This is a genomic window from Duncaniella sp. (genome assembly GCF_029056165.1).
Classification (GTDB): Bacteria; Bacteroidota; Bacteroidia; order Bacteroidales; family Muribaculaceae; genus Duncaniella.
Window position 1 is genome coordinate 12265 of record NZ_JAIDBW010000016.1, and the last position, 19972, is coordinate 32236.

A 19972-nucleotide genomic window follows, 5' to 3' on the forward strand; every position below is an offset into this window, starting at 1 on the left:
GAGCTATACTCGTTGACGGCACTGATCTTCAGAGCTGTTTTGATTTCGTGAGCTGCTGAAGTTGCTGACGGAGTTTGGGATCGGAGGGACGCTTGGCGTAGCTCTCCACAATCTTTCCTTCCGGATCAATCAGCATGATTCTCGGCACACCGTGGATGTTGAGTTTACCGAGAAGCGGCGAGTTGAAGCCGTCCGGAAGGTTCACGCTAAGCACTTCAGGGGTATGCGGTTTCTCACGCATCATCTTTTCCCATGCGGGATAAAGTTCCTCGCCCGTATCGACTGACAGGGATATGAATTTCACTCCATGCCCGTCGAATGCCTTGGCCACTTCGTCGAAATACGGCATTTCAGCGCGACAAGGTGCACAGCCTGTAAACCAGAAGTCGAGCAGCACGTAATCACCTTTGAAATCCGAGAAGTTGAACTCCTTGCCATCGACATCCTTGAAAAGAAAATCAGGCATCTGAGTTCCGGCGGCAACGTTAGCGGCCTCGGCAGCCTTCTTGGCATACTCCTTTTCAAGATCCGGAAGCATGGCGGCTGCAGCAGGATCGGTGATGAGCGTGCGGACGGCCGGAAGCTGACGTTCGAAATCTGTCAGATAGTTGCGTTTCAGGGTCAGATCAAGCAGGCTGATGAGGTAGTGCGAACGGATTTTCTTATTGTCAATAGCATTGGCGTATGAGATCATGTAGCTGTCGTTGTCAGCAGGGATGAGTCCGCGGACCTCCTTGGCCTCAAGAGCATTGTTGATAACTGTAAACCATTTTGGGATGGTCAGGATACGGCTGTCAGTAAACTTGAGAGTGTCAAGGAAGTTATAGAAATTCGGGCCTATCTCTATCTTCTGTCCGCCCGGTCTGAAGGTCTTGGCAAGAGTCAGACCACCGAGACGCTGATTTAGGAATGTGAAGCGATTGTAGAGCTTATGGGTAGCTGCAAATTCCTGATCGAAACCGGAGGCGTCGATAAGGGAGTCGAGGGAAGCGATAGCCTTCTCATTGTAATCAACCCATTCGTCCGAATAAGTCCGGATGGTCTGCGGTACGCGGCAGATATAGTTATTGTCGCGCATGAAACGGTTCTCCCTCTCATTAGAGCCTTTGATGCTGACTTCTCCATCAGTATTGACCGAAATTTCGGTGGATGATCCCGGTGTGATGAACACGGGGTGGAACACTCCACCGTCACCGACAAAACGATAGTAGATCGGCGCATCGCTGACAGTAATCACGGTGTCGGGAGCGGCTATCTCCTGATAACCTTGAAGTGACTCCGGCTGGAAGTAGATTTTCGAGCCGGCCGGATTACTTATTCTGACCGTCGCAGGAGCTGAAGCTGCTGCGACAGCCGTCACGCTTGCTGCCAGAGCGAGGAAGGCAGGACGTATGGGACGTAGTATCATTTGCTGTTCTGTTTAAGATCACTTGTCTGCATTGCTTTAAGCGGGAAGGGGAAGGTCAGCAGCGTCGAATTGGGCGCGAGAGTGTAGGTCTGACCATCGAACACCTTGGTCTGTGTCTCGTTGAACTCGGTGCAGAAGCGACGGAGATCAAAGAAACCGTTGTAAGTTAGGAAGAGTTCACGTTTGCGCTCTTCGCGGACAAAACGGAGGGCTTCATCCTTGTCGGTGGTCGTGAGACGCTTGTAGCGTGCGGTGATGTTGCGGTGTGAGCGCAGGATGTCGAGGTAGTTCATGGCCTTGGCAATGTCGTCCGCGCTACCCTTGCGTGCGTAACATTCGGCGAGCATGAGATAGATCTCCGACATGCGCATTCCCGACGGATTCCAGCGGATACCCATAGAGGCAAATTCGCGGTCACCTTCCGGCGCGGTCTCGTGCAGGCGCCGATAGCGGATGCAGTAGAGTTCGCGCAGGTCGGCCTCATGATCAAAGAGGTCGATAACGGCCGAGGTGAGATACATGGGGAAGGGGTCGGTGTAGGTCGATCCGAACTGATAGAGAAGATTCTCGGATGAATCGTAATTCTTCTGCACACCGTTTTTCCAGATGTTCTCGATAGCATCATTGACACCCATGTACTCCGGACTGTCGATGGCACGGTCTGTACGGTAGGCCATGATGAGCTGGGGGGCATAGCGGTTATATTCGACATTCATGTCCCAAAGCTCGTGCTTACCTGCGGGAGCTTCTTCAAGAGCTGCGAGACAGGCGGCGATACATTCGTCGATCTCGCGCTTGAAAAGATGCACCTTAGCTTTGAATGCGTAGCCGAAAGTCTTGTCGGGACGGAAAGAGTTGAGAGCTATGTGGGGCAGATTCTCGACGGCATCGTCGATGTCCTGCTGGATGAAGCGGTAGGTGTAGCCAACGCTCTGCTGAACACCCTTTTCCTCAATGCTCTCAAACATCTTTTCGCGCACGATCACACCATTGGTCTGATCGGCCGTGGCGGGATCGTAAGGTTTGGCGTAGGTGTTGATCAGGAAGAAGTAGTTGTAAGCCCTCATGATCTTTGCCTGAGCCATTGCAAGCACTTTTTCCTCCTCAGGACCCTTGGCCTTGTCGATGTTGCTGACGATCACATTATAGTTTGTGATTCGGTTATAGCAGCTGTTATAGAGATTGTCGTTGACGGTTATAGCAGCGCGGTCATAGCTGTCATCCCAGAGGAAACCGGCCGAGCGGAGGGGATAGGTGTAGTTTTTAAGCTCCTCCGTCTTGTACCATGAAGCCTCGTTACAGATGTTCTGGCTGTATGCGTGGTCATAGGTCGGAGAGTACTCTTCGATCAGTCCGAGATAGTCCTCGGTACTTTCAAGCTGTGTGCGTCCCTTTGGCTCCACGTCCAGATAGCTGTCGCAGGAGGTGGTCATTGCAAGAGCGACCACCGCAACTGTAGATGATATATATTGTCTGATAGTCATGTCGTGTATGAGATGTGCGGTGTGTGATTAGAAATTAAAGTTCAGACCGAAGATATAGGTCGGGGTCTGCTGATCGTTGCGGGTGCCGTAGTTGGCATTGTAAGCTTCGGGATCGATACCACGGTCATTTGAAGCCCAGTGGCAGAGGTTGTCGATCTGGAAGCGGAGCTGTGCGCCCTGAAGAGCATGAGTCTTTTTAAGCAGACGGGTGGGGAAGGTGTAGGCCACTCCGATGTTGCGCAGTTTCACGAATGATGCGCTTGCAGTGTTGACGTCGGCATACTTCCAGTGCTGGTTACGCTCGCCGGTGTCACCATGGATACCCATGACGGGGATATTCGTATTGGTGTTGGTCGGTGTCCAGCGGTCAGCGATAGCTTCGTTGACATCTCCGTCGGTGAGCTTGTTGGTGGAGTCATAGAGGGTGGGTACATCCAGACGGAGCGAATGACCGGCATAATAGACCATCTTTGCAAACACCGAGAGGTCGCGCCAGCGGAAGTCGAGGTTGAGCGCACCGTTCCACTTGGGTGTGAGCTGACCGACGCATACGACCGCACCGACATTGCGCACGGGATTGATGGACACGATCTCGCCCTTCTCGTTATAGACTGAGGGATTTCCGTTTTCAGTCAGGCCGGCATACTTGTAGGCATAGAGCGAATTGTAGGTGTCACCTTGCATATAGTTCGAGGTGGGGTAACGCATCATGTCGAGTGCATCGGTGGGCTGATAGTCGATCTTGTCGATGGTATTCTTGTTGTAAGCAGCCGAGAACGAGGTGGTAAATGTGAAGTCGCGGTTCTTCACCCAGTCATAGCTGAGGTTGAGTTCGATACCGGTGTTAGTCATCGCACCGTTGTTGGCGCGTGCCATACCGTTGAATCCGAGCGAGGGATCGATGCTCTTGTTGACGAGAAGATCAGAGCTGTACTTGTGGTAGAAGTCGAAGCTACCCGTCAGACGGTTGATGAGCATGAAGTCGAGACCGGCATTGAACGTCGATGTCTTTTCCCAGCGGAGCGAGCTGTTGGGAGGAGTGGTGATGAGGGTGATAGGGCCGTTGGAGTAGGGCGATGTTGCGAAAGAGGCAAGCAGATAGGGCGAGGAACTCTGGTCAACCATACCGGTGATACCGTATGTGGCACGTACTTTAAGCATATTGAGCCATGTGAGATCGCGCATGAACTGCTCCTTGTCAACATTCCAGCTGCCGCCGACCGACCAAAGGGGACGGTAACGGTACTTGGGATCGCTTCCGAAGAGGTCGGCCTGCTCGACGCGGACACTGGCATTGACCGAGAAGCGTGAGTCATACACATAACCGGCGTTGAAGTAAGCCGACACATAGCGGTGCTTCACGTCGCCGACATAGAGATTCTCCGACTTGGTACGTGAGTTGGCATAGAGCTGACCGATCACACCGCTCTGCGAGAGTGTGAGCCAATCGACCTGAGAGTATGTCAGACGCTGGGCATCGAAGCCGTAGCGTTCGCCAATGTGCTGATTGCTCTTGTCCTCGCGCGCTTCCCCACCGATGAGGGCTGTCACATCGTGCTTATCGCCGAAGGTGTTGCGATAGTTGAACTGGGCGCGGACATTATAATTGTCATAGTTCGAGTCATTGTAGATCTGATGTCCTCCGTCGGGGATGTTGTAGGTGAATCCACCGCGCGAGTTCGCCGAGGCAAATTCGTTGATCATGGAGCGCATCATGTAAGAGTCGGCCTCGTCATATTCCGAGGCATTGACCTTACGCTTCTCGTACTGTGCCTTGAACTCGAAGTCAAGACCGGGGAGAAGATCGAAGTTGGCCTGAAGGAAATACTTCATGTAGAGGTCATCGGTCTTTTTCTTGTTCTTGCCGGATTCCTCGATAGCGTTGTAGCCCATGAATTTCAGTCCGTCGGTCGCGTTGACGTCCTCTGCAAGAACCTGATTGTAGAGGTAGCGGTACGAGAGATTGCCGTCACCGTCATAGAGGGTGTCGTAAGGCATTGTGGCAGTCGCGCCAAGACCTGAGGCCTGAGTGTAGGAGGTCTTTTTCAGCCAGATGTTTGCGCCGAGCGTAAGTTTCATCCACGGTGCGACCTTGATGTCGTTGCGGGTGTAGAACGAGAAACGGTCATCGTTGTCATACTTGGTGTAGAGGCCCTTTTTCTCGTAGCGGGCGGCTGCATAGAAGCCATATTTGTCACTACCGGCGTTGAGCGTCACGTTATAGTCCTGCGTGAGACTGTTCTGGAGCAGATTTTTCTGATATTCGCGGCGGTAATCGTTGCGGCGCAGGAGATCAAACGAGGTGTTGAGATCGCTTTCGCTTATCTGTCCTTTGGCGAGACGGTAGTAGAGCATATCCACCTGCGACATATAGGCCGCATTGGTCTTGGTGGTCTTGGTGTTGAAGTAGCCGGTCGGACTCTTGATATAATCAGGATCACTTAGGAGGATGTCGCGTTCGAGGTCGATGATGTCCGAAGTCGAAGCGTAGTGCTGATAGTCCAGCGAAGGCTTGGGACTGTAGTAGTAACCGAGCGATACGTGGGCTTCGAGTTTTTGGTCAGCACCACGTTTTGTGGTCACTACGATCACACCGTTGGATGCATACACACCGTAGAGCGAAGTGGCGGCGGCATCCTTCAGCACCGTCACACTCTCGATGGTGTTGGGGTTAATGTCGTCGAGGCTCATGCCGGTAGCGGGCTGACCATCCACAACCAAGAGGGGAGTGCTGGAGATGGAGAACGATGAGTTGCCTCGGATGCTCATCTGATTATTATAGATGGTAAGACCGGGGGTAACGCCTTCGAGCTTGGAGCTGAGGTCCGGAGCCTGAATCTTGCCGAGTTTGTCGGCATTGACCACGACGGCCGAACCGGTATTGCGTTCGCGCGATATGGTCTGGAAACCTGACACGATGACTTCGCCGAGCACATCGGCATTGGTCTCAAGTACGATATCTATATGTGTGCCTGTGACGGTCTGTACGTCTTTTGTTTTCATACCGACATAGCTTACCTCAAGAGTGACCTTTCCGGCCTTGAGGACATGCAGCTCGAAATTACCGTCAATGTCAGTGCTCGTGCCGGTCTTTGTTCCTTTGATGAAGACCGTAGCACCCGGAAGGGGTTCGTTTGTGTCGTCAACGACAGTTCCCCGGACAGTATAGACGTTTGCCGGCGGAACACTGATACTTGAGGCCGTTTCAGTAGCCCCGACGCTGAAGGCCGGAGTAATGAAAAGCCCGAAAGTGGCGATTACCAGTGATTTGCAGATAATGTTGGCTTGATTATACATCTAATAAAAAATTGCTTAGCGTGGTTTTCAATATGTTCGGATACTTATTTTTCTAACGACAGGTGAGCCATCGGCGGGTTTCACGGTGAGGATATAGACTCCGCCTGCAAGCCCGTCGGTACTGATAACGGCATTGTTAGCGTCAATATTGTCGATGCGGCGTTGTAATCTGCCTGCTATGTCATGCAGTGTGCAGAATTGGATCGGTGAAGGAACGCTGACATTGATGCAGTCACTTTCAACACTGATTTCAATATCTTCAGCCTTGATTTCGTCAATCGCCGAGAAATCCGACACCACCATCAGCGGTATGCCGGTCAGAAGTTCGTCGCGGTTGTCGGCGGCATAGAGATTGAGCGTATAGATGCCGCGTTTGAGGTCGAGGGCCTCCGCCTTGAGGGGCACAAGAATATTCTGACCCGGCTCTAAGGAGATCCGGTCGGTATAGATCCTGCCGGGAGCTGAAGAGCCGTCCTGTGCGATGATCTCACCTTCGAGACTTGTCTGCCACGGTAGATTGCCCATATTAAAGACAGTAAGCGCGAGCGTGGCCGTGTTACCGTCAAGTACGAGGTAAGTACCGTTGGAAGCCATGAGCATTATAGTGTAAATATTGACATCGACCGGTTCGGACAGTAGCTTTATGTTGTCGGCCGCAGGTTCTGAACTGGTCGTGTAGAACGGCACTGCCTTATATGCACCCGATGCGAGCGTGGAAAGCGAATTTGTGATTTCCACATCAGCTGTCGCGCCGGTCGAGCAGACGGTCGGGGTGATGCAGAATGTCTGGTATTCACCTGCCGCATTGATAAAGGCTATACCTGTGTAGCCCTCGAAACGGGTGTCGCCCTCATTGCTGACGGAGAAATTCCAAGTGGTCTTGTGGTTGCTGTAGAGAGGTGTGAAGACAGGGGCAGCCACAAGCTTGAGGGTATTGTCGGGATAGATGGACGTGAACGTTACATTGTTGCCGCTGACGGTGACAGTGCATGTCGATGGGGCGTTGATGGTGGATGAACGGATGGGATGCCACTGATCCGACTCCGAGGAGCGGTAATAGAAACCCACCGTATGACTACCTTCGCCCATACCGGGAATATCCGCGATGGGGAAACGCACACCGGTGTAGGCATCCATGCCGAGGAAATAGACCGACTGGGTCATCATCGGGCGCATGGAACCATCCGTCAGATCGGCCACGCATACATCTCCTGAAAATTCACTTATGCCTCGGTTAAAGACGTAGAGGAACAGTTGAGCGTCACTGAGATCGGATGTGATTACGGGGGTAGATGAAGCCGTATGGAAAACCTCTTTGTCGCGATAGTAGAGGCTGTAGAGCGACAGAAGTCCGTCTGTCTGAGCTCCTGCGTCACTTTTGCCCGCAGGGACGATATTGGCGAGTATGTGCTGGTCGAGCGAATATCCGCTATCGGTGCCCCCGGTCGATTGGTTGGGAGGAGTGAGTGCCGACAGCGAGAAGTAGCCGTCGCTCATGCCGCCCCATCCCCAGTTGATGTGGTAATACCCCTCGCCGTCATATCCGTCGCAGACAAATGCATGCGCGCCTTCAGGGTTGCGTCCGGTGTAGAGCACCGGATGACCGGCTTTGAGGTCGGAAAGGATGATGTCTGACCACTCCTGATCGGTCATGCGGCTACGCTCATAGCGGTGCATGTTTTTATCATAACCGAAGTTATTGATCAGGGCTAATCCGGCGTTGAGGTGCTGTGCGCCGCTGACGTCGGAGCTGTAAGCCATCTTGGATGCGTAGCCTACGGCCTTCATGAGCGATGCGACGGGTGCGCCCTCGGCTTCGGTGGTCTCACGTGTATAGGTGTCGTGCATACCGGCCCAGTCAAATGCGGGATAGTCGGCGAAGTCAATGGAGCGTGTGACGCCCTTATCATCGTAAGTCACCGATCCAACACCACGTTCGGGATAACGGTAATAATACATGATCTGGGCCACGGCGGTGGCGACGCATCCGGTTACGCAGCGTTTACCTGTGACCGGGTCGATGGGACAATCGTAGTTATAAGGAACACCCTGATCCCATTTGCATGGAAGAAGGGGTGAGATTACTTCTGTGGAATAAGGGTTGCCGTCTGATGCTGTGACTTTGTCAGCTGCAACGGACTGTCCTGCTGTCAGTGATGTGATCTCGCCGGCATACTGCGCAAGCCATGCGCGGCATGATTCAGGCATAGTGGCAGGATCGATCGAGCCTTGGTCGCTGTAGGCGAGGATATCTCTTGCTCTGTCGTCGCCGGCTATCACGATGAAGCCTTTGCCGTCAGCAAGATTGAAAATATAGTAAGGTGAATGATCCGGAGTCTCCTCTCCGGTCTGTCTGGGCGACAGATTGCGGTTATTAACTGTCGCGGTGAGCGATGATGCATCAAGTCCGCGGGCGGAAAGAAATCTTTTTGCCGAAACAAGCGCGGCGTTACGGGTAACAGGGGCGGCCGTCGCTCCCACACACGCCATCATGGCGAGGACATACGGCAGGAATATCCGTTTCATGGAGTCGGTTAAACTTGATTTTACTGACTGGTTATTGAAATGTGTGTTTTTAATATTTTTTTGTAGGCAGTTTCTACCGTAGCGGTGACGGGTGAATGCTTTTTTTGATTAAGAAAAGATGATATGAAAAATTTATGGATATCTGGATGCTGCCATAGAGAAGACAGCTTAATGTCTATAATATAGGGGTCGCGCTCTGCGCGCGGATTGATTTTTAGAGAGAAAGGGGGGCAATTGTAAATAAATGCCCCCCTTATTTGAGTTTTCTGTGAAGTGTGAGCGGGATGGTGTCTCTCGTTTACTTCACTGCGATTTTAGCTGATTCAGAATTACCCTTGCCATAGACAACCACAACATATACGCCGGGAGCTACGTCAAGATTCATGTCGAGGCTTGCTGCGCCTGCGGGAGCGACTGCACTTGCAACCTTGCGGGCAAGCATGTCGTAAACGGCTACTTCAGCACCTGAAGCGAGAAGCACGCTTTCAACATTGAGATTGCTGCCTGCTACGTTGACCTTGAGGCCGTCAGCGTCAGCTGTGATATTGTCGATAGCCGAGTCACCGCCCTTGGTAACCTTGAGGTAGGGGAGGTTATCTACACCTTCGCCGATCACACCGAATGCGTCGGACTGAACGAGGACGACTTCACCGGCCTTGAGGTTGTCAACAACAATGACTGCATCCTCATTACCGACAGTTGCGCTCTTGATGTTGCTCCAGTCACATTCGTATTTGTAATTAGCTGCATCTATAACATTGACATTGCCTACATTGAGGATGGTTCCTTTAGCACCATGGTTGGTGAAAGTGTATGTTCCGTCCTCAGGAACTGTGAATGTCTTTTCAACAGTGTAATATGCATCCGGATAGGTCTGTGCTACATCAAGTTTGAGAGGCTGTGGATCACGGAGCAGGTTGTTGTTACAGCTAAGGATTGAAAAAGCATTGCCTGTAACAACAAAATTAACATCGGCAGAAACAGTAACTCCAATTATACTTTTACCTGCTTTTACATAGGTAGGCAAAATGCCTGAAGCATAATTAGTACCACCGGGGCATTCGATATGGATAGCCTCTGTAGCAGTTATATCCATTACCGGAATACTCAAAGGAGTAGTGAAATTCAGCGATGTGGGATAACTGAAATCGTAGAGATACCATTGGGTAGTATTGGCTGTCTGAGAGTTAGCAATGCCTTTGTAGTTCGGCGATTCATAATCGCTGCTGCTTCTATCGATAGGATAGTATTTCACTGTGCCTTTCATGCGTTCAGGCAGTGGCATTGCAGCAGAAAATGCAAAAGAACCAGCGGCTTTAGGTGTGATCTTGATAAGATACTCCTGATTTGGGAGAAGGACATAGCTATCATCTCCTTCAACCATCTGGAATGCTTCCTGACCTCCATTGCAAAGGTAAACAAATACTTGTTGTTTGTCTGTTACGTCAGGGGCAACGGTAGGAGCACCACCCCAAAGGACAGGGGCTTCCTGAGTGTTGGTAATCGTAAACCATGCTTCGGCAGGAGCTGTGGCAAGATCCGGAACAAACCAACCGCCTGCAGCGGGGAAAGGCTTAGCGGTTTCGGGCGTAGTGCCATAAACCTCATCGGCAAAAGCCGGAGCAGCACAAGCACACGCTGCGATGAAAGGGAGTAAAACTTTCTTCATAGAACTTGTAACTTGGAATAAAAATGTGAATAATAATATCCGTTTATTAGAAAATCTCTGCAAATATATCTATAATTTGTCACTTTACAAAGTGTTTCGGATCAATTGTGTCCGAATGGAGAAGCGCGATTACAGGGATGCAGGGGCGATACTGATGATTAATTCTGAATAAGTTATGATTTATTTAGAATTATTTTCTTAAAAAACTGTAGATCGATTAGATTTCAAGAATAAAATACTTAAAAAGTGCTAATAAATAGTATTTTATTCTTTATTTGCCTCCGGGCGTATTTTCCCTATTATAAACAGGCGTGTCTGGGGTGGCTCAGCGTTGGATCGAACGAGGATGTTGCGTTTGAAATCACCTTCGTTGATAGAGCCGGGATTGAGGATGCCGCTTATGGTGACAGTGTCGCCGGGTGCTATTGGATGACGGGGATAGTTTAGCCTCACGCATCCGCACGAGGCATGGACGTAGGTAAGCACGAGGGGGGCGTTGCCGGAATTGACTGCCCGGAAACTAAAAGGCTGCTCACCCGCGCTACGGTGGATCTCTCCGAGGTTCAGACAAGTGGTCTCAAAATCGGTGCGCGCGATGAAATCGTCCGTCGAGACCGGTGTCTCTGCGCGGAGCGAAGCGAAAAGCGTTGCTGTAAGGATGAACGATGCAGTAAGTCTTTTCATATATTTATATGATGGCGGTGTGCTATGTGTGTGTAGGTGGATGTTGTAGGGATGGAATGTCTGACGATTGGTAGCGCGTGCGCTTACATTCCCACCATCTTGGCGAAGGATGCGGGAACAGGTGTGGAGAAGTTCATGTCCTTGCGCGTCATTGGATGGACGAAGCGCAGGGTCTGTGCATGGAGGGCCATGCGGTGGATGGGCGAACTTTTAGCACCGTAACGCCGGTCACCGGCTATAGGATGACCGAGATCCTTCATGTGGACGCGGATCTGATTCTTACGTCCGGTGTCGAGCGAGACTTCCATGAGCGAATAGCCGTTGCGGCTTTTAAGAGTCTTGTAGCGGGTTACGGCCAACTGTCCCTCTTCGGGATTCTGTGTGGAATAGACCTCGTAGCGGGAATTCTCTGCAAGATAGCTCTGGATTGTACCCTCTGCGGGATCCGGACGACCTTCGACTACGGCAAGATATTTGCGCGAGAGCACCATGTTGTTCCAGTTGTGTTGCAGACGCTCCTTCGCTTCCTCTGACTTGGCAAAGACCATGAGGCCGGAGGTGTCGCGGTCGAGACGGTGGACGATAAAGAGCTTGTTGCGCGGATCTTTCCACTTCAGATATTCACGCAGGATACTGTAGGCTGTTCCTTCCTTGATCTTGTCAGTACCCATTGAGAGAAGACCGTAACCCTTGTTGACCACGATGATATCGTCATCCTCATAGACGAGGCGCAGACGGCGGTTGTAGAACACACGGAATTCGCGCGTCAGGTTGGCCTTGACCTCGTCGCCGGGTTTGAGGGGAGTGTCGAACTGTGTCACCGGCAGACCGTTGACTGCGATCTGATTGTGGCTCAAGAGGTTTTTGATTGCCGTGCGCTTACGCTCAGGCATGGCCTGAATGAGAAATTCGAGCAGGGGAGTCTCTTCTTTCTCATTGCCGACAGTGTAGGTCTCGATCACGTCGGGTTTGAAGCCGTTGCGTTCGGCACCGGGTTTGGTTGAGAATGTTTTCTTTGCCATAATCAGTTAGTTCGTAGTGGGTCTGTATGGATATTGGATGATCGGATGTTTATGCTTTCTTTGCGCGGGTGGATGCGCGGCGTGCAGGCTTCTTTGGAGCTTTGTCCTGCTCCTCGATGAGCTGACGCACCTGTTCGATGGTGAGGTCGGCGGGATTCTCCACTGAGCGGGGAATCTTGTAGTTGTTCTTCTTGTAGGCGATATAGACACCGTAGCGTCCGTTGAGGATCTGCAGTTCGGGATCCTCGTCGAAGATCTTGACCACCTTATTGTTGTCGGCCTCGCGTTTAGCTTTGATAAGTTCCTCGGCCTCCTCGATGGTGATGGAAGTGGGCGAGAGATCCTTGGGGATGCTGACAAATTTGCCGTCGTGGCGCAGATAGGGTCCGAAACGACCTACGGCTGCGATGACTTCCTTACCCTCGAACTGACCGACCTCGCGGGGGAGTTCGAAGAGTTTGAGCGCGTCGGCAAGTTCGATGTCAAACACGCTCTGATCCTTGCGGAGCGAGGCGAAGCGGGGTTTGTCCTTGGACTCGGCAGATCCGATCTGCACGATCGGTCCGAAACGGCCTATCTTGACATAGACAGGTTCGCCCGACGCAGGATCTGTGCCGAGCAGACGCTCACCGATCTTGTGTTCGGTGCGCAGGTCGTTGGCTTTCTCGACTTCTGGGTGGAAAAGACCGTAGAAACGGGCTATTTCCTGATTCCAGTTGCTCTCGCCTTCGGCTATGCGGTCAAATTTCTGCTCCATGTCGGCCGTGAAGTCATAGTCGAGGATGTCGGGGAAATGCTCGGTGAGAAATTCGTTTACGATGATGCCGGTGTCGGTGGGGATGAGCTTGCCTTTCTCCGCTCCGACATGTTCGGTCTTCGTGCCGGTGGTGAGTTTTCCGTCGGCATTGAGCGTGAGGACTTTGAAGTCACGCTTTTCGCCGGGTTTCTCACCCTTGACAATGTATTCGCGGTGCTGGATGGTCGAGATGGTCGGGGCGTAGGTCGAGGGGCGGCCTATGCCGAGTTCCTCCATCTTCTTAACAAGCGACGATTCGGTGTAGCGCGGGGGCGCGAGCGTGAAGCGTTCGGTTGCGGTTACATTGTCGGCAGTCAGGACTTCGCCTATGTTGAGAGGCGGGAGCATTCCCTCCTCGGCTTCGTTGCTGTCGTCATCGTCATTGCCTTCGAGATATACTTTCAGGAAGCCGTCAAACTTTATGACCTCGCCGGAGGCGGTGAAGTGTTCGGGACGTTCGGAGGGGGTGATGTCGATGGTGGTTTTTTCAAGTTCCGCATCGGCCATCTGTGAGGCCATCGTGCGCAGACGGATCAGACGGTAGAGGCGTTTTTCCTGTGCACTGCCGTCGATGGTCTCTTTATCTATATAGGTGGGACGGATGGCTTCGTGAGCTTCCTGCGCACCCTTGGAGTTGGTGTGGTAACGTCGTACCTTCAGATATTTCTCGCCAAGCTCGTCGGTGATGAGTTTGGATATGGAATTGATGGCGAGCTGCGAGAGGTTGAGCGAGTCGGTACGCATATAGGTGATGTAGCCGGCTTCGTAGAGCTTCTGGGCTATCATCATGGTCTGCGATACGGTGAATCCCAGTTTGCGTCCTGCCTCCTGCTGGAGCGTGGAGGTAGTGAAGGGTGGGGCAGGGGACTTCTTGATGGGACGGACGTTGATCTCGGTCACCGTGTAGATGGACTTACGGCAGGCTTCGAGGAAGTCCTCGGCACTTTTTTCGTCGGGCAGACGCTTGGAGAGCTCGGCGCGGAGCTGTCCATGACCGGGAATGTTGAAAAGTGCCGTCACTCGATAATAGGGCTCGGAGGTGAAAGCGTTGATCTCGTTTTCGCGGTCAACGATCAGGCGCACGGCCACTGACTGCACGCGTCCGGCCGACAGAGCCGGCTTGATCTTTTTCCACAACACCGGTGAAAGCTCGAACCCGACCAGACGGTCAAGCACTCGGCGTGCCTGCTGGGCATCGACGAGATGGAGGTCGATGTCGCGGGGCTGCTCGATGGCGTTGAGAATGGCGTTTTTGGTGATCTCGTGAAAGACGATGCGCTTGGTGTTCTCTGGTTTGAGTCCGAGCACTTCGTAGAGATGCCATGCGATGGCCTCACCCTCGCGGTCCTCATCGGATGCAAGCCATACGGTCTCGGCCTCCTTGGCGGCTTTCTTGAGTTCGGCCACGAGATTTTTCTTGTCAGCCGGGATTTCATAGACGGGCTGGAAGTCCGAATCGACCTTGATGCTGATGTCTTTCTTTCGGAGGTCACGGATATGACCGTAGCTCGACATGACTTTGAAGTCCTTGCCGAGGAATTTTTCGATAGTCTTGGCCTTTGCCGGAGACTCTACTATGACGAGGTTTTTCAACATATTTTTACTTAGGTGGATGCCGGGCAATCAGCGACGTCCGGCGAGTGGTACGAGTCAGGCAGTTAGGCCATGTTTCTCTTTTCAGACCGCAAAGGTAAAAAATTATATTAAATATGTGTTAATGCTTTAACAATTTATCACACTTCGCGCGGACGAAGCAGCTCGACAAGCTCTGCGACACCTGTCGTGGCCGGTTTGGGGATTACGTGGACACTGGGCGGAACAGTTGCGGGGCGCGGGTCTATATAATAGACGGGGACACCCGGACGGACGTAGTGGAGCAGGCTTGCGGCGGGATAGACCACGAGCGATGTGCCGATGACGGCGAAGATGTCGGCCTCGTGTGCCCACTCGATGGCACGTTCGATGTTGGGGACAGCCTCCTGAAAGAACACGATGTGGGGACGGATGGGATCGCCGTAGCTGTCACGCATGTCGGGCGATGTCTCCAGATGTTCTTCATCGAGCGTATAGACTCGTGTCTCGTCGCGCATGGAGCGGACCTTCATCAGTTCGCCGTGGAGATGGAGTATCTTTGAACTGCCGGCACGTTCGTGGAGGTTATCTACGTTTTGGGTGATGACATATACGTCATACCACTTCTCAAGCTCCACAAGTGCTTTATGAGCGGCGTTGGGCTGACATTTCATCAAACCTTTGCGGCGTTCATTGTAGAACTGATGGACGAGGGCGGGATTGCGTGCGAAACCGTCGGCACTGCATACGTCCATCACGGGATAGTTTTCCCACAGACCGTCGGCGTCGCGGAATGTCGAGATCCCCGACTCGGCAGAAATTCCTGCGCCGGATGAAATGACGAGTTTAGGCTTTTTATTTAATTCATGATTCATAGTTCACAATTTATAATGCATCATGCATTAATTAAATTAATAACGTTTTGCTTTGAAAAATGTGCGCATGAGGTCTGCACATTCTTCGGCCAGCACTCCCGGAGTGACTGAGGCACGTGGATGGAAGGGCGTGCGCGAGGTGAAGGTGTGATAACCGCGTTTGTCATCCGGCGCACCATAGACTATACGGCTGATCTGCGCCCAGCCTATCGCTCCGGCACACATCAGGCATGGCTCGACAGTCACGTAGAGTGTGCAGTCCTGAAGATACTTTCCTCCAAGCGTCTGGGCAGCAGCGGTGATAGCTTGCATTTCTGCATGAGCCGACACGTCGGACAACGCCTCGGTAAGATTGTGGCCACGACCGATCACCATTCCGCGCGGCGATACGATGACAGCTCCGATGGGCACTTCATCGCGCTCAAGAGCCTCACGTGCCTCGGAAAGAGCCATTCGCATATATTTTTCGTCTGTTTCCTGTTGAGTCATAGAGTTAATAGATTGACGGTTCGTTGGAAGGTCTGAGATTGGGTTAATACATGGAGAGACCGGTAATCTCGATGCAAATATAACTTACTTTATTTGATAATCCTAATCACGTATTTTTATTTTAAATATGCAATTTGTCCCCTCGACATCCCCTCGATATACACCTTTCATCCCCGTCCGTCCCGATTCCTGTTATTTCGTTTGCTCAATTGGTATAAATATATAGTTCTGATTTATAGAGTATTATAATTTATAACTCATATTCGGATTGTCCATTGTTGAATCACTTTACTTATCTACAAGGTATGTAAATTTCAACTGAAATCGGAATGCATATCTTGCGTGCAGATATGAATGAAAATGCTGAAGCTGACCAAGCAGTCGGTCAGGATAATTTTCTGTCGGAAATGGAAGCTGACCGGTATAAAATACGACAGGAATGTCAATGAAATAGTCTGAATACCTTATTTTAGCTATTTTTGCATTTTTTTCATCCATTTGTTCGTTTTTTCATAAAAATATGTAACTTTGCGAAATCAAATCATACTAATATATTATAAAGAATTAAAATTTCAAAACAGAAGGCCATTTGAGGTAGTTGAGCGATGCTTCAGCCCTCTCTGATGGCAGAAATGGGAGGATAATAGATGGTTATCTACGGATGGATGTTCCTAAAGCGGACCGGAGCTTTCATACCTTGTAGTTAAGTAATACGATCTTCCTTTCTCCAATCGGGAAAACTGCCGTTAACCCCGGCAGACATATTCAATCAGAGCCATGAACCCATGCAGACAGCGGTCTGCTTCTACAATTATTATCAGGATAGGAAAATCATTTATAATTATCAATCAATTTTATCACAATTATGAAGCAACGTCTATTGTTATTCCTGACGTGTCTTGCGCTATTCTGCTCAGCTGCAGTAGCAAAGACAGTTCAAGGTGTCGTTACAGATGCTTCCGACAATGAGCCAATCATTGGAGCCTCTATTTTTGTAAAGGGAACAAAGATAGGAGCATCTACAGATCTCAATGGTGAGTTTTCAATCAAAGCTCCCGACAATGCTACAACGCTCATCGTGTCATACGTCGGCATGGAGACAGTTGAAGTACCTATCACCACCGGTAAGATGCACATCCAGATGACCACTTCATCAGAGAATCTCGATGAGGTTGTCGTGGTTGCATTCGGTACAGCTACCAAAGAATCACTGACCGGTTCGGTATCCGTCATCAGCGACAAAGAGATCGAGCGTCGCCCCGTGACTTCCGTGACATCCGCACTCGAAGGTATGGCGCCCGGCGTTCAGGTCAACGGTTCGACCGGCGCCCCCGGTGACTCCCCCTCAATCCTTATCCGCGGTATCAACTCCGTGAACGGTACCACCAATCCCCTCTACGTTGTCGATGGTGTGGTCTGGAACGGTCAATACAGCGACATCAACCCCAACGACGTCGAGAATATTTCGGTGCTCAAGGATGCGGCATCCTGCGCGCTCTACGGTTCGAAGGGTGCGAACGGTGTCGTGCTCATCACCACCAAGCGCGCCAAGGGCGACGGTCGCGTTGAAGTGACCGCCAAAGTCCGTCAGGGTATTTATCAGCGCGCACTCCCCGAATACAAGCGTCTCGGTTACAACCGCTGGAACGAGGCTATGCTTCAAGGTCTCGTCAACGGTAAGGTGTCCAACGGCTATGAGTATGCCGACGCTTTCACGGAGACCGTAAACAACTTCTTCTCTGACGCAGGTGTCCTCAACCTCTACGGCAATGCTCCCGCCGACGGTTCAGGTTCCGGAGCAAGCGTATTCGATGCCAATGGCCGAATCACAGCCAACCCCCTCTCTGATTACAATGACACAGACTGGTGGGACGCAATCTCACGCAACGGTCACCGTCAGGAATACAACATCAGCGGTACGGGTGCTTCTGAAAAATTCAACGTATTCGGATCTGTCGGCTACGTCAAGGAGCAGGGTTATCTCCTCAAGACAGACTTCGAGCGTCTGACTGCACGTCTGCGCGCCGATTTCAATCCTGTGAAATTCCTCCGTTTCGGTGTCGGTCTCACCGGTGCTGCCGTTAAATCAAACCAGCCTCAGTTCGACTCCGACAACCTTTCATCTACCTCAAACGCCATGTCATATCAGGGTATAGCTCCCGGTCTTCCCTACTATGCACATGACTGGGCCACCGGTAAGCTTCTCCGCGATGAATTCGGTAAGCCGATCTGGAATACAATGGCAGGTTATTCTGCCTTTACCAACAACAAGGGCTACACTATCCGCGAGAACGATAACTATTACGAACGTCTTTCAATCGACGGTAATGCATACGCTACGATCCTCCTCCCCTACGGATTCGATGTCACCATCAAAGGCACAATGAACCGCTACCGCAGGGAGCGCACCGACTATTCAAGCTCCGTGATCGGTTCCGCTCAGGGATTCGGTCGTCTTGCCAAGTATTTCTATAACCAAGAATCCACTAACTTCTCCCAGATCATCAACTGGGCGCATGACTATGGTCAGCACCATGTGGATGTGATGCTCAACCACGAGAACTATGGCCGTTACTATAATTATTCAAGAGTGACAAACAAGGATCAGGTGTTTGCCGACAATTACTATCTGAATAACTTCACCACAAACGAATCGACCAACGCGTCAGCTTACCGCTACCGCACCGAAACGTTCATGGGACGTGCCCGCTACAACTGGAACAACCAGTACTTCTTTGAGGCGAGCCTTTCGCGCGACGGTTCAAGCAGATTCTCCAGCGACAGCCGTTGGGGTACATTCTGGAGTTTAGGTGCGAGCTGGATCATCAGCAAGGAAAAATTCCTTCAGGAAGTCACATGGCTCAGCAACCTCAAGCTCCGTGCAGCCTACGGTACTGCCGGTAACGACTACACCAAGGATGACTATCCTGCTTTCGACATCTTTGAAATGGGTGACCACCCCCTCGGAGGAAATGCCACCATGTTCCCCACCACAAAGGGTAACCCCTTCCTGCACTGGGAATCGACCAAGACTCTTGACCTCGCGGTGGAAGGCAGCTTCTTCAACAGTCGTCTCAACGCTTCTGTCGGTTTCTTCTCACGCGTGAATGCCGACCTTCTTTATGAGGTTGATCAGGCTTATTCAAACGGAACCAGCATTGAAGGTGGAGCAATGAAGCAGTGGCAGAACGTCGGTAACATGAGAAACCGTGGTTGGGAAATCATGTTCAGCGGCGAAATCATCCGCAACAAGGATCTGAACTGGACAGCTCACATCGACGCTACTCTCATTGACAACAAGATCACCAAGCTTCCTGCCGGAAACATCTACGATTCGCCCCGCGCGCTCATCGAAGGTAAAAGCCGTTATGAATTCTACATGCCCAAGTGGGCCGGAACTGATATGCTCACCGGTAAGTCACTCTACGAAATCAATAAAGATTGCTACAGATTTCAGGCCGAGATTCTCGATGAGAATGAAAATGGGACCGGTGTATGGGCATTCAGTCAAAAGAAATGGGATGATAATCTTGCTAATGCTGAAGAGGCAGGTGCGCTCGTGAAGATCGGTGACAAATACTACACTACCGCAACTTCCTATGCTTCAAACGAGTTCTGCGGTACATCACTCCCGACCGTTTATGGTTCATTCGGAACAAACCTCTCATGGAAGGGTCTCTACTTCGGCGCACTCTTCACTTACAGCCTCGGCGGTAAGACTCTTGACAGTGTGTATCGCGGTATGCTTACCCCCAACCCGGGCAAGTCAATCCACGAGGATGCGGTCATTAACGCTTGGACTCCTTCAATGGCCGAGGGTATCACCGATGAAAACCGCATCAACAAGCACATCCGTCCGCAGATCAACAATACGACAGGAACTGATACGAATGCCCAGAGCAGCCGCTTCCTTACCTCAAGCAGCTACCTCGCATTCAAGAACCTCAACATTTCCTATGATCTTCCCAAGAAATGGGTTGCTCCGCTCAGTCTCCGTGGCATCACTGCCGGAGTCTCTATCGACAACGTCTGTCTCATAACCGCGCGCTCCGGTATGAACCCGACTTACAGCTATGCAGGTGGACAGGGCGACTACTTTGTTCCCTCACGAGTTTATTCTTTCGAGATCACAGCACGTTTCTAAAAGTCT

11 protein-coding genes are annotated in these 19972 nt (G+C 51.4%); 1 reads left to right on the plus strand and 10 read right to left on the minus strand.

Annotation, left to right across the window (positions count from 1 at the left end):
• Positions 1–28 precede the first annotated feature (28 nt).
• The 10 genes from K2G41_RS04320 to K2G41_RS04365 form a co-directional block, all read right to left on the minus strand.
• Entirely contained in the window at positions 29–1408 is a 1380-nt protein-coding gene (locus K2G41_RS04320) for a TlpA disulfide reductase family protein (RefSeq protein ID WP_300114963.1), read from the minus strand.
• Positions 1405–2892: a RagB/SusD family nutrient uptake outer membrane protein gene (locus K2G41_RS04325; protein WP_300114966.1), complete on the minus strand. Its 1488-nt coding sequence runs from the start codon at positions 2890–2892 to the stop codon at positions 1405–1407. Before K2G41_RS04325 ends, K2G41_RS04320 begins: the two co-directional genes overlap by 4 nt.
• 27 nt (positions 2893–2919) lie before the next feature.
• Positions 2920–6189 carry a SusC/RagA family TonB-linked outer membrane protein gene (locus tag K2G41_RS04330; RefSeq protein WP_300114969.1) on the minus strand — a complete coding sequence of 1090 codons (3270 nt, stop codon included), beginning with the start codon at positions 6187–6189 and terminating at the stop codon, positions 2920–2922.
• 27 nt (positions 6190–6216) lie between these two features.
• Entirely contained in the window at positions 6217–8715 is a 2499-nt protein-coding gene (locus K2G41_RS04335) for a C10 family peptidase (RefSeq protein WP_300114972.1), read from the minus strand.
• A 298-nt stretch (positions 8716–9013) separates the two neighbouring features.
• The gene (locus K2G41_RS04340) at positions 9014–10384 is read right to left on the minus strand and encodes a T9SS type A sorting domain-containing protein (protein ID WP_300114976.1); all 1371 of its coding nucleotides are present in this window, start codon (positions 10382–10384) and stop codon (positions 9014–9016) included.
• 264 nt (positions 10385–10648) lie between these two features.
• On the minus strand, positions 10649–11068 hold the full coding sequence (locus K2G41_RS04345; RefSeq protein WP_300114979.1) for a DUF1573 domain-containing protein: 420 nt from the start codon (positions 11066–11068) through the stop codon (positions 10649–10651).
• A gap of 83 nt (positions 11069–11151) precedes the next feature.
• Positions 11152–12090, minus strand: coding sequence for an RluA family pseudouridine synthase (locus K2G41_RS04350; RefSeq protein WP_300114982.1), 939 nt, complete (start codon positions 12088–12090; stop codon positions 11152–11154).
• Positions 12091–12139: 49 nt separating this feature from the next.
• Complete coding sequence (topA, locus tag K2G41_RS04355) at positions 12140–14482, minus strand: type I DNA topoisomerase (RefSeq protein WP_300114985.1); 2343 nt, start codon at positions 14480–14482, stop codon at positions 12140–12142.
• A 137-nt stretch (positions 14483–14619) separates the two neighbouring features.
• Positions 14620–15333: a Sir2 family NAD-dependent protein deacetylase gene (locus K2G41_RS04360; RefSeq protein WP_300114988.1), complete on the minus strand. Its 714-nt coding sequence runs from the start codon at positions 15331–15333 to the stop codon at positions 14620–14622.
• 36 nt (positions 15334–15369) lie between these two features.
• On the minus strand, positions 15370–15822 hold the full coding sequence (locus tag K2G41_RS04365; protein ID WP_300114991.1) for a nucleoside deaminase: 453 nt from the start codon (positions 15820–15822) through the stop codon (positions 15370–15372).
• An 865-nt stretch (positions 15823–16687) separates the two neighbouring features.
• On the opposite strand from K2G41_RS04365, the gene K2G41_RS04370 reads away from it, so the two are divergent.
• Positions 16688–19966: a SusC/RagA family TonB-linked outer membrane protein gene (locus K2G41_RS04370; RefSeq protein WP_300114994.1), complete on the plus strand. Its 3279-nt coding sequence runs from the start codon at positions 16688–16690 to the stop codon at positions 19964–19966.
• The last annotated feature ends 6 nt before the right edge of the window (positions 19967–19972 follow it).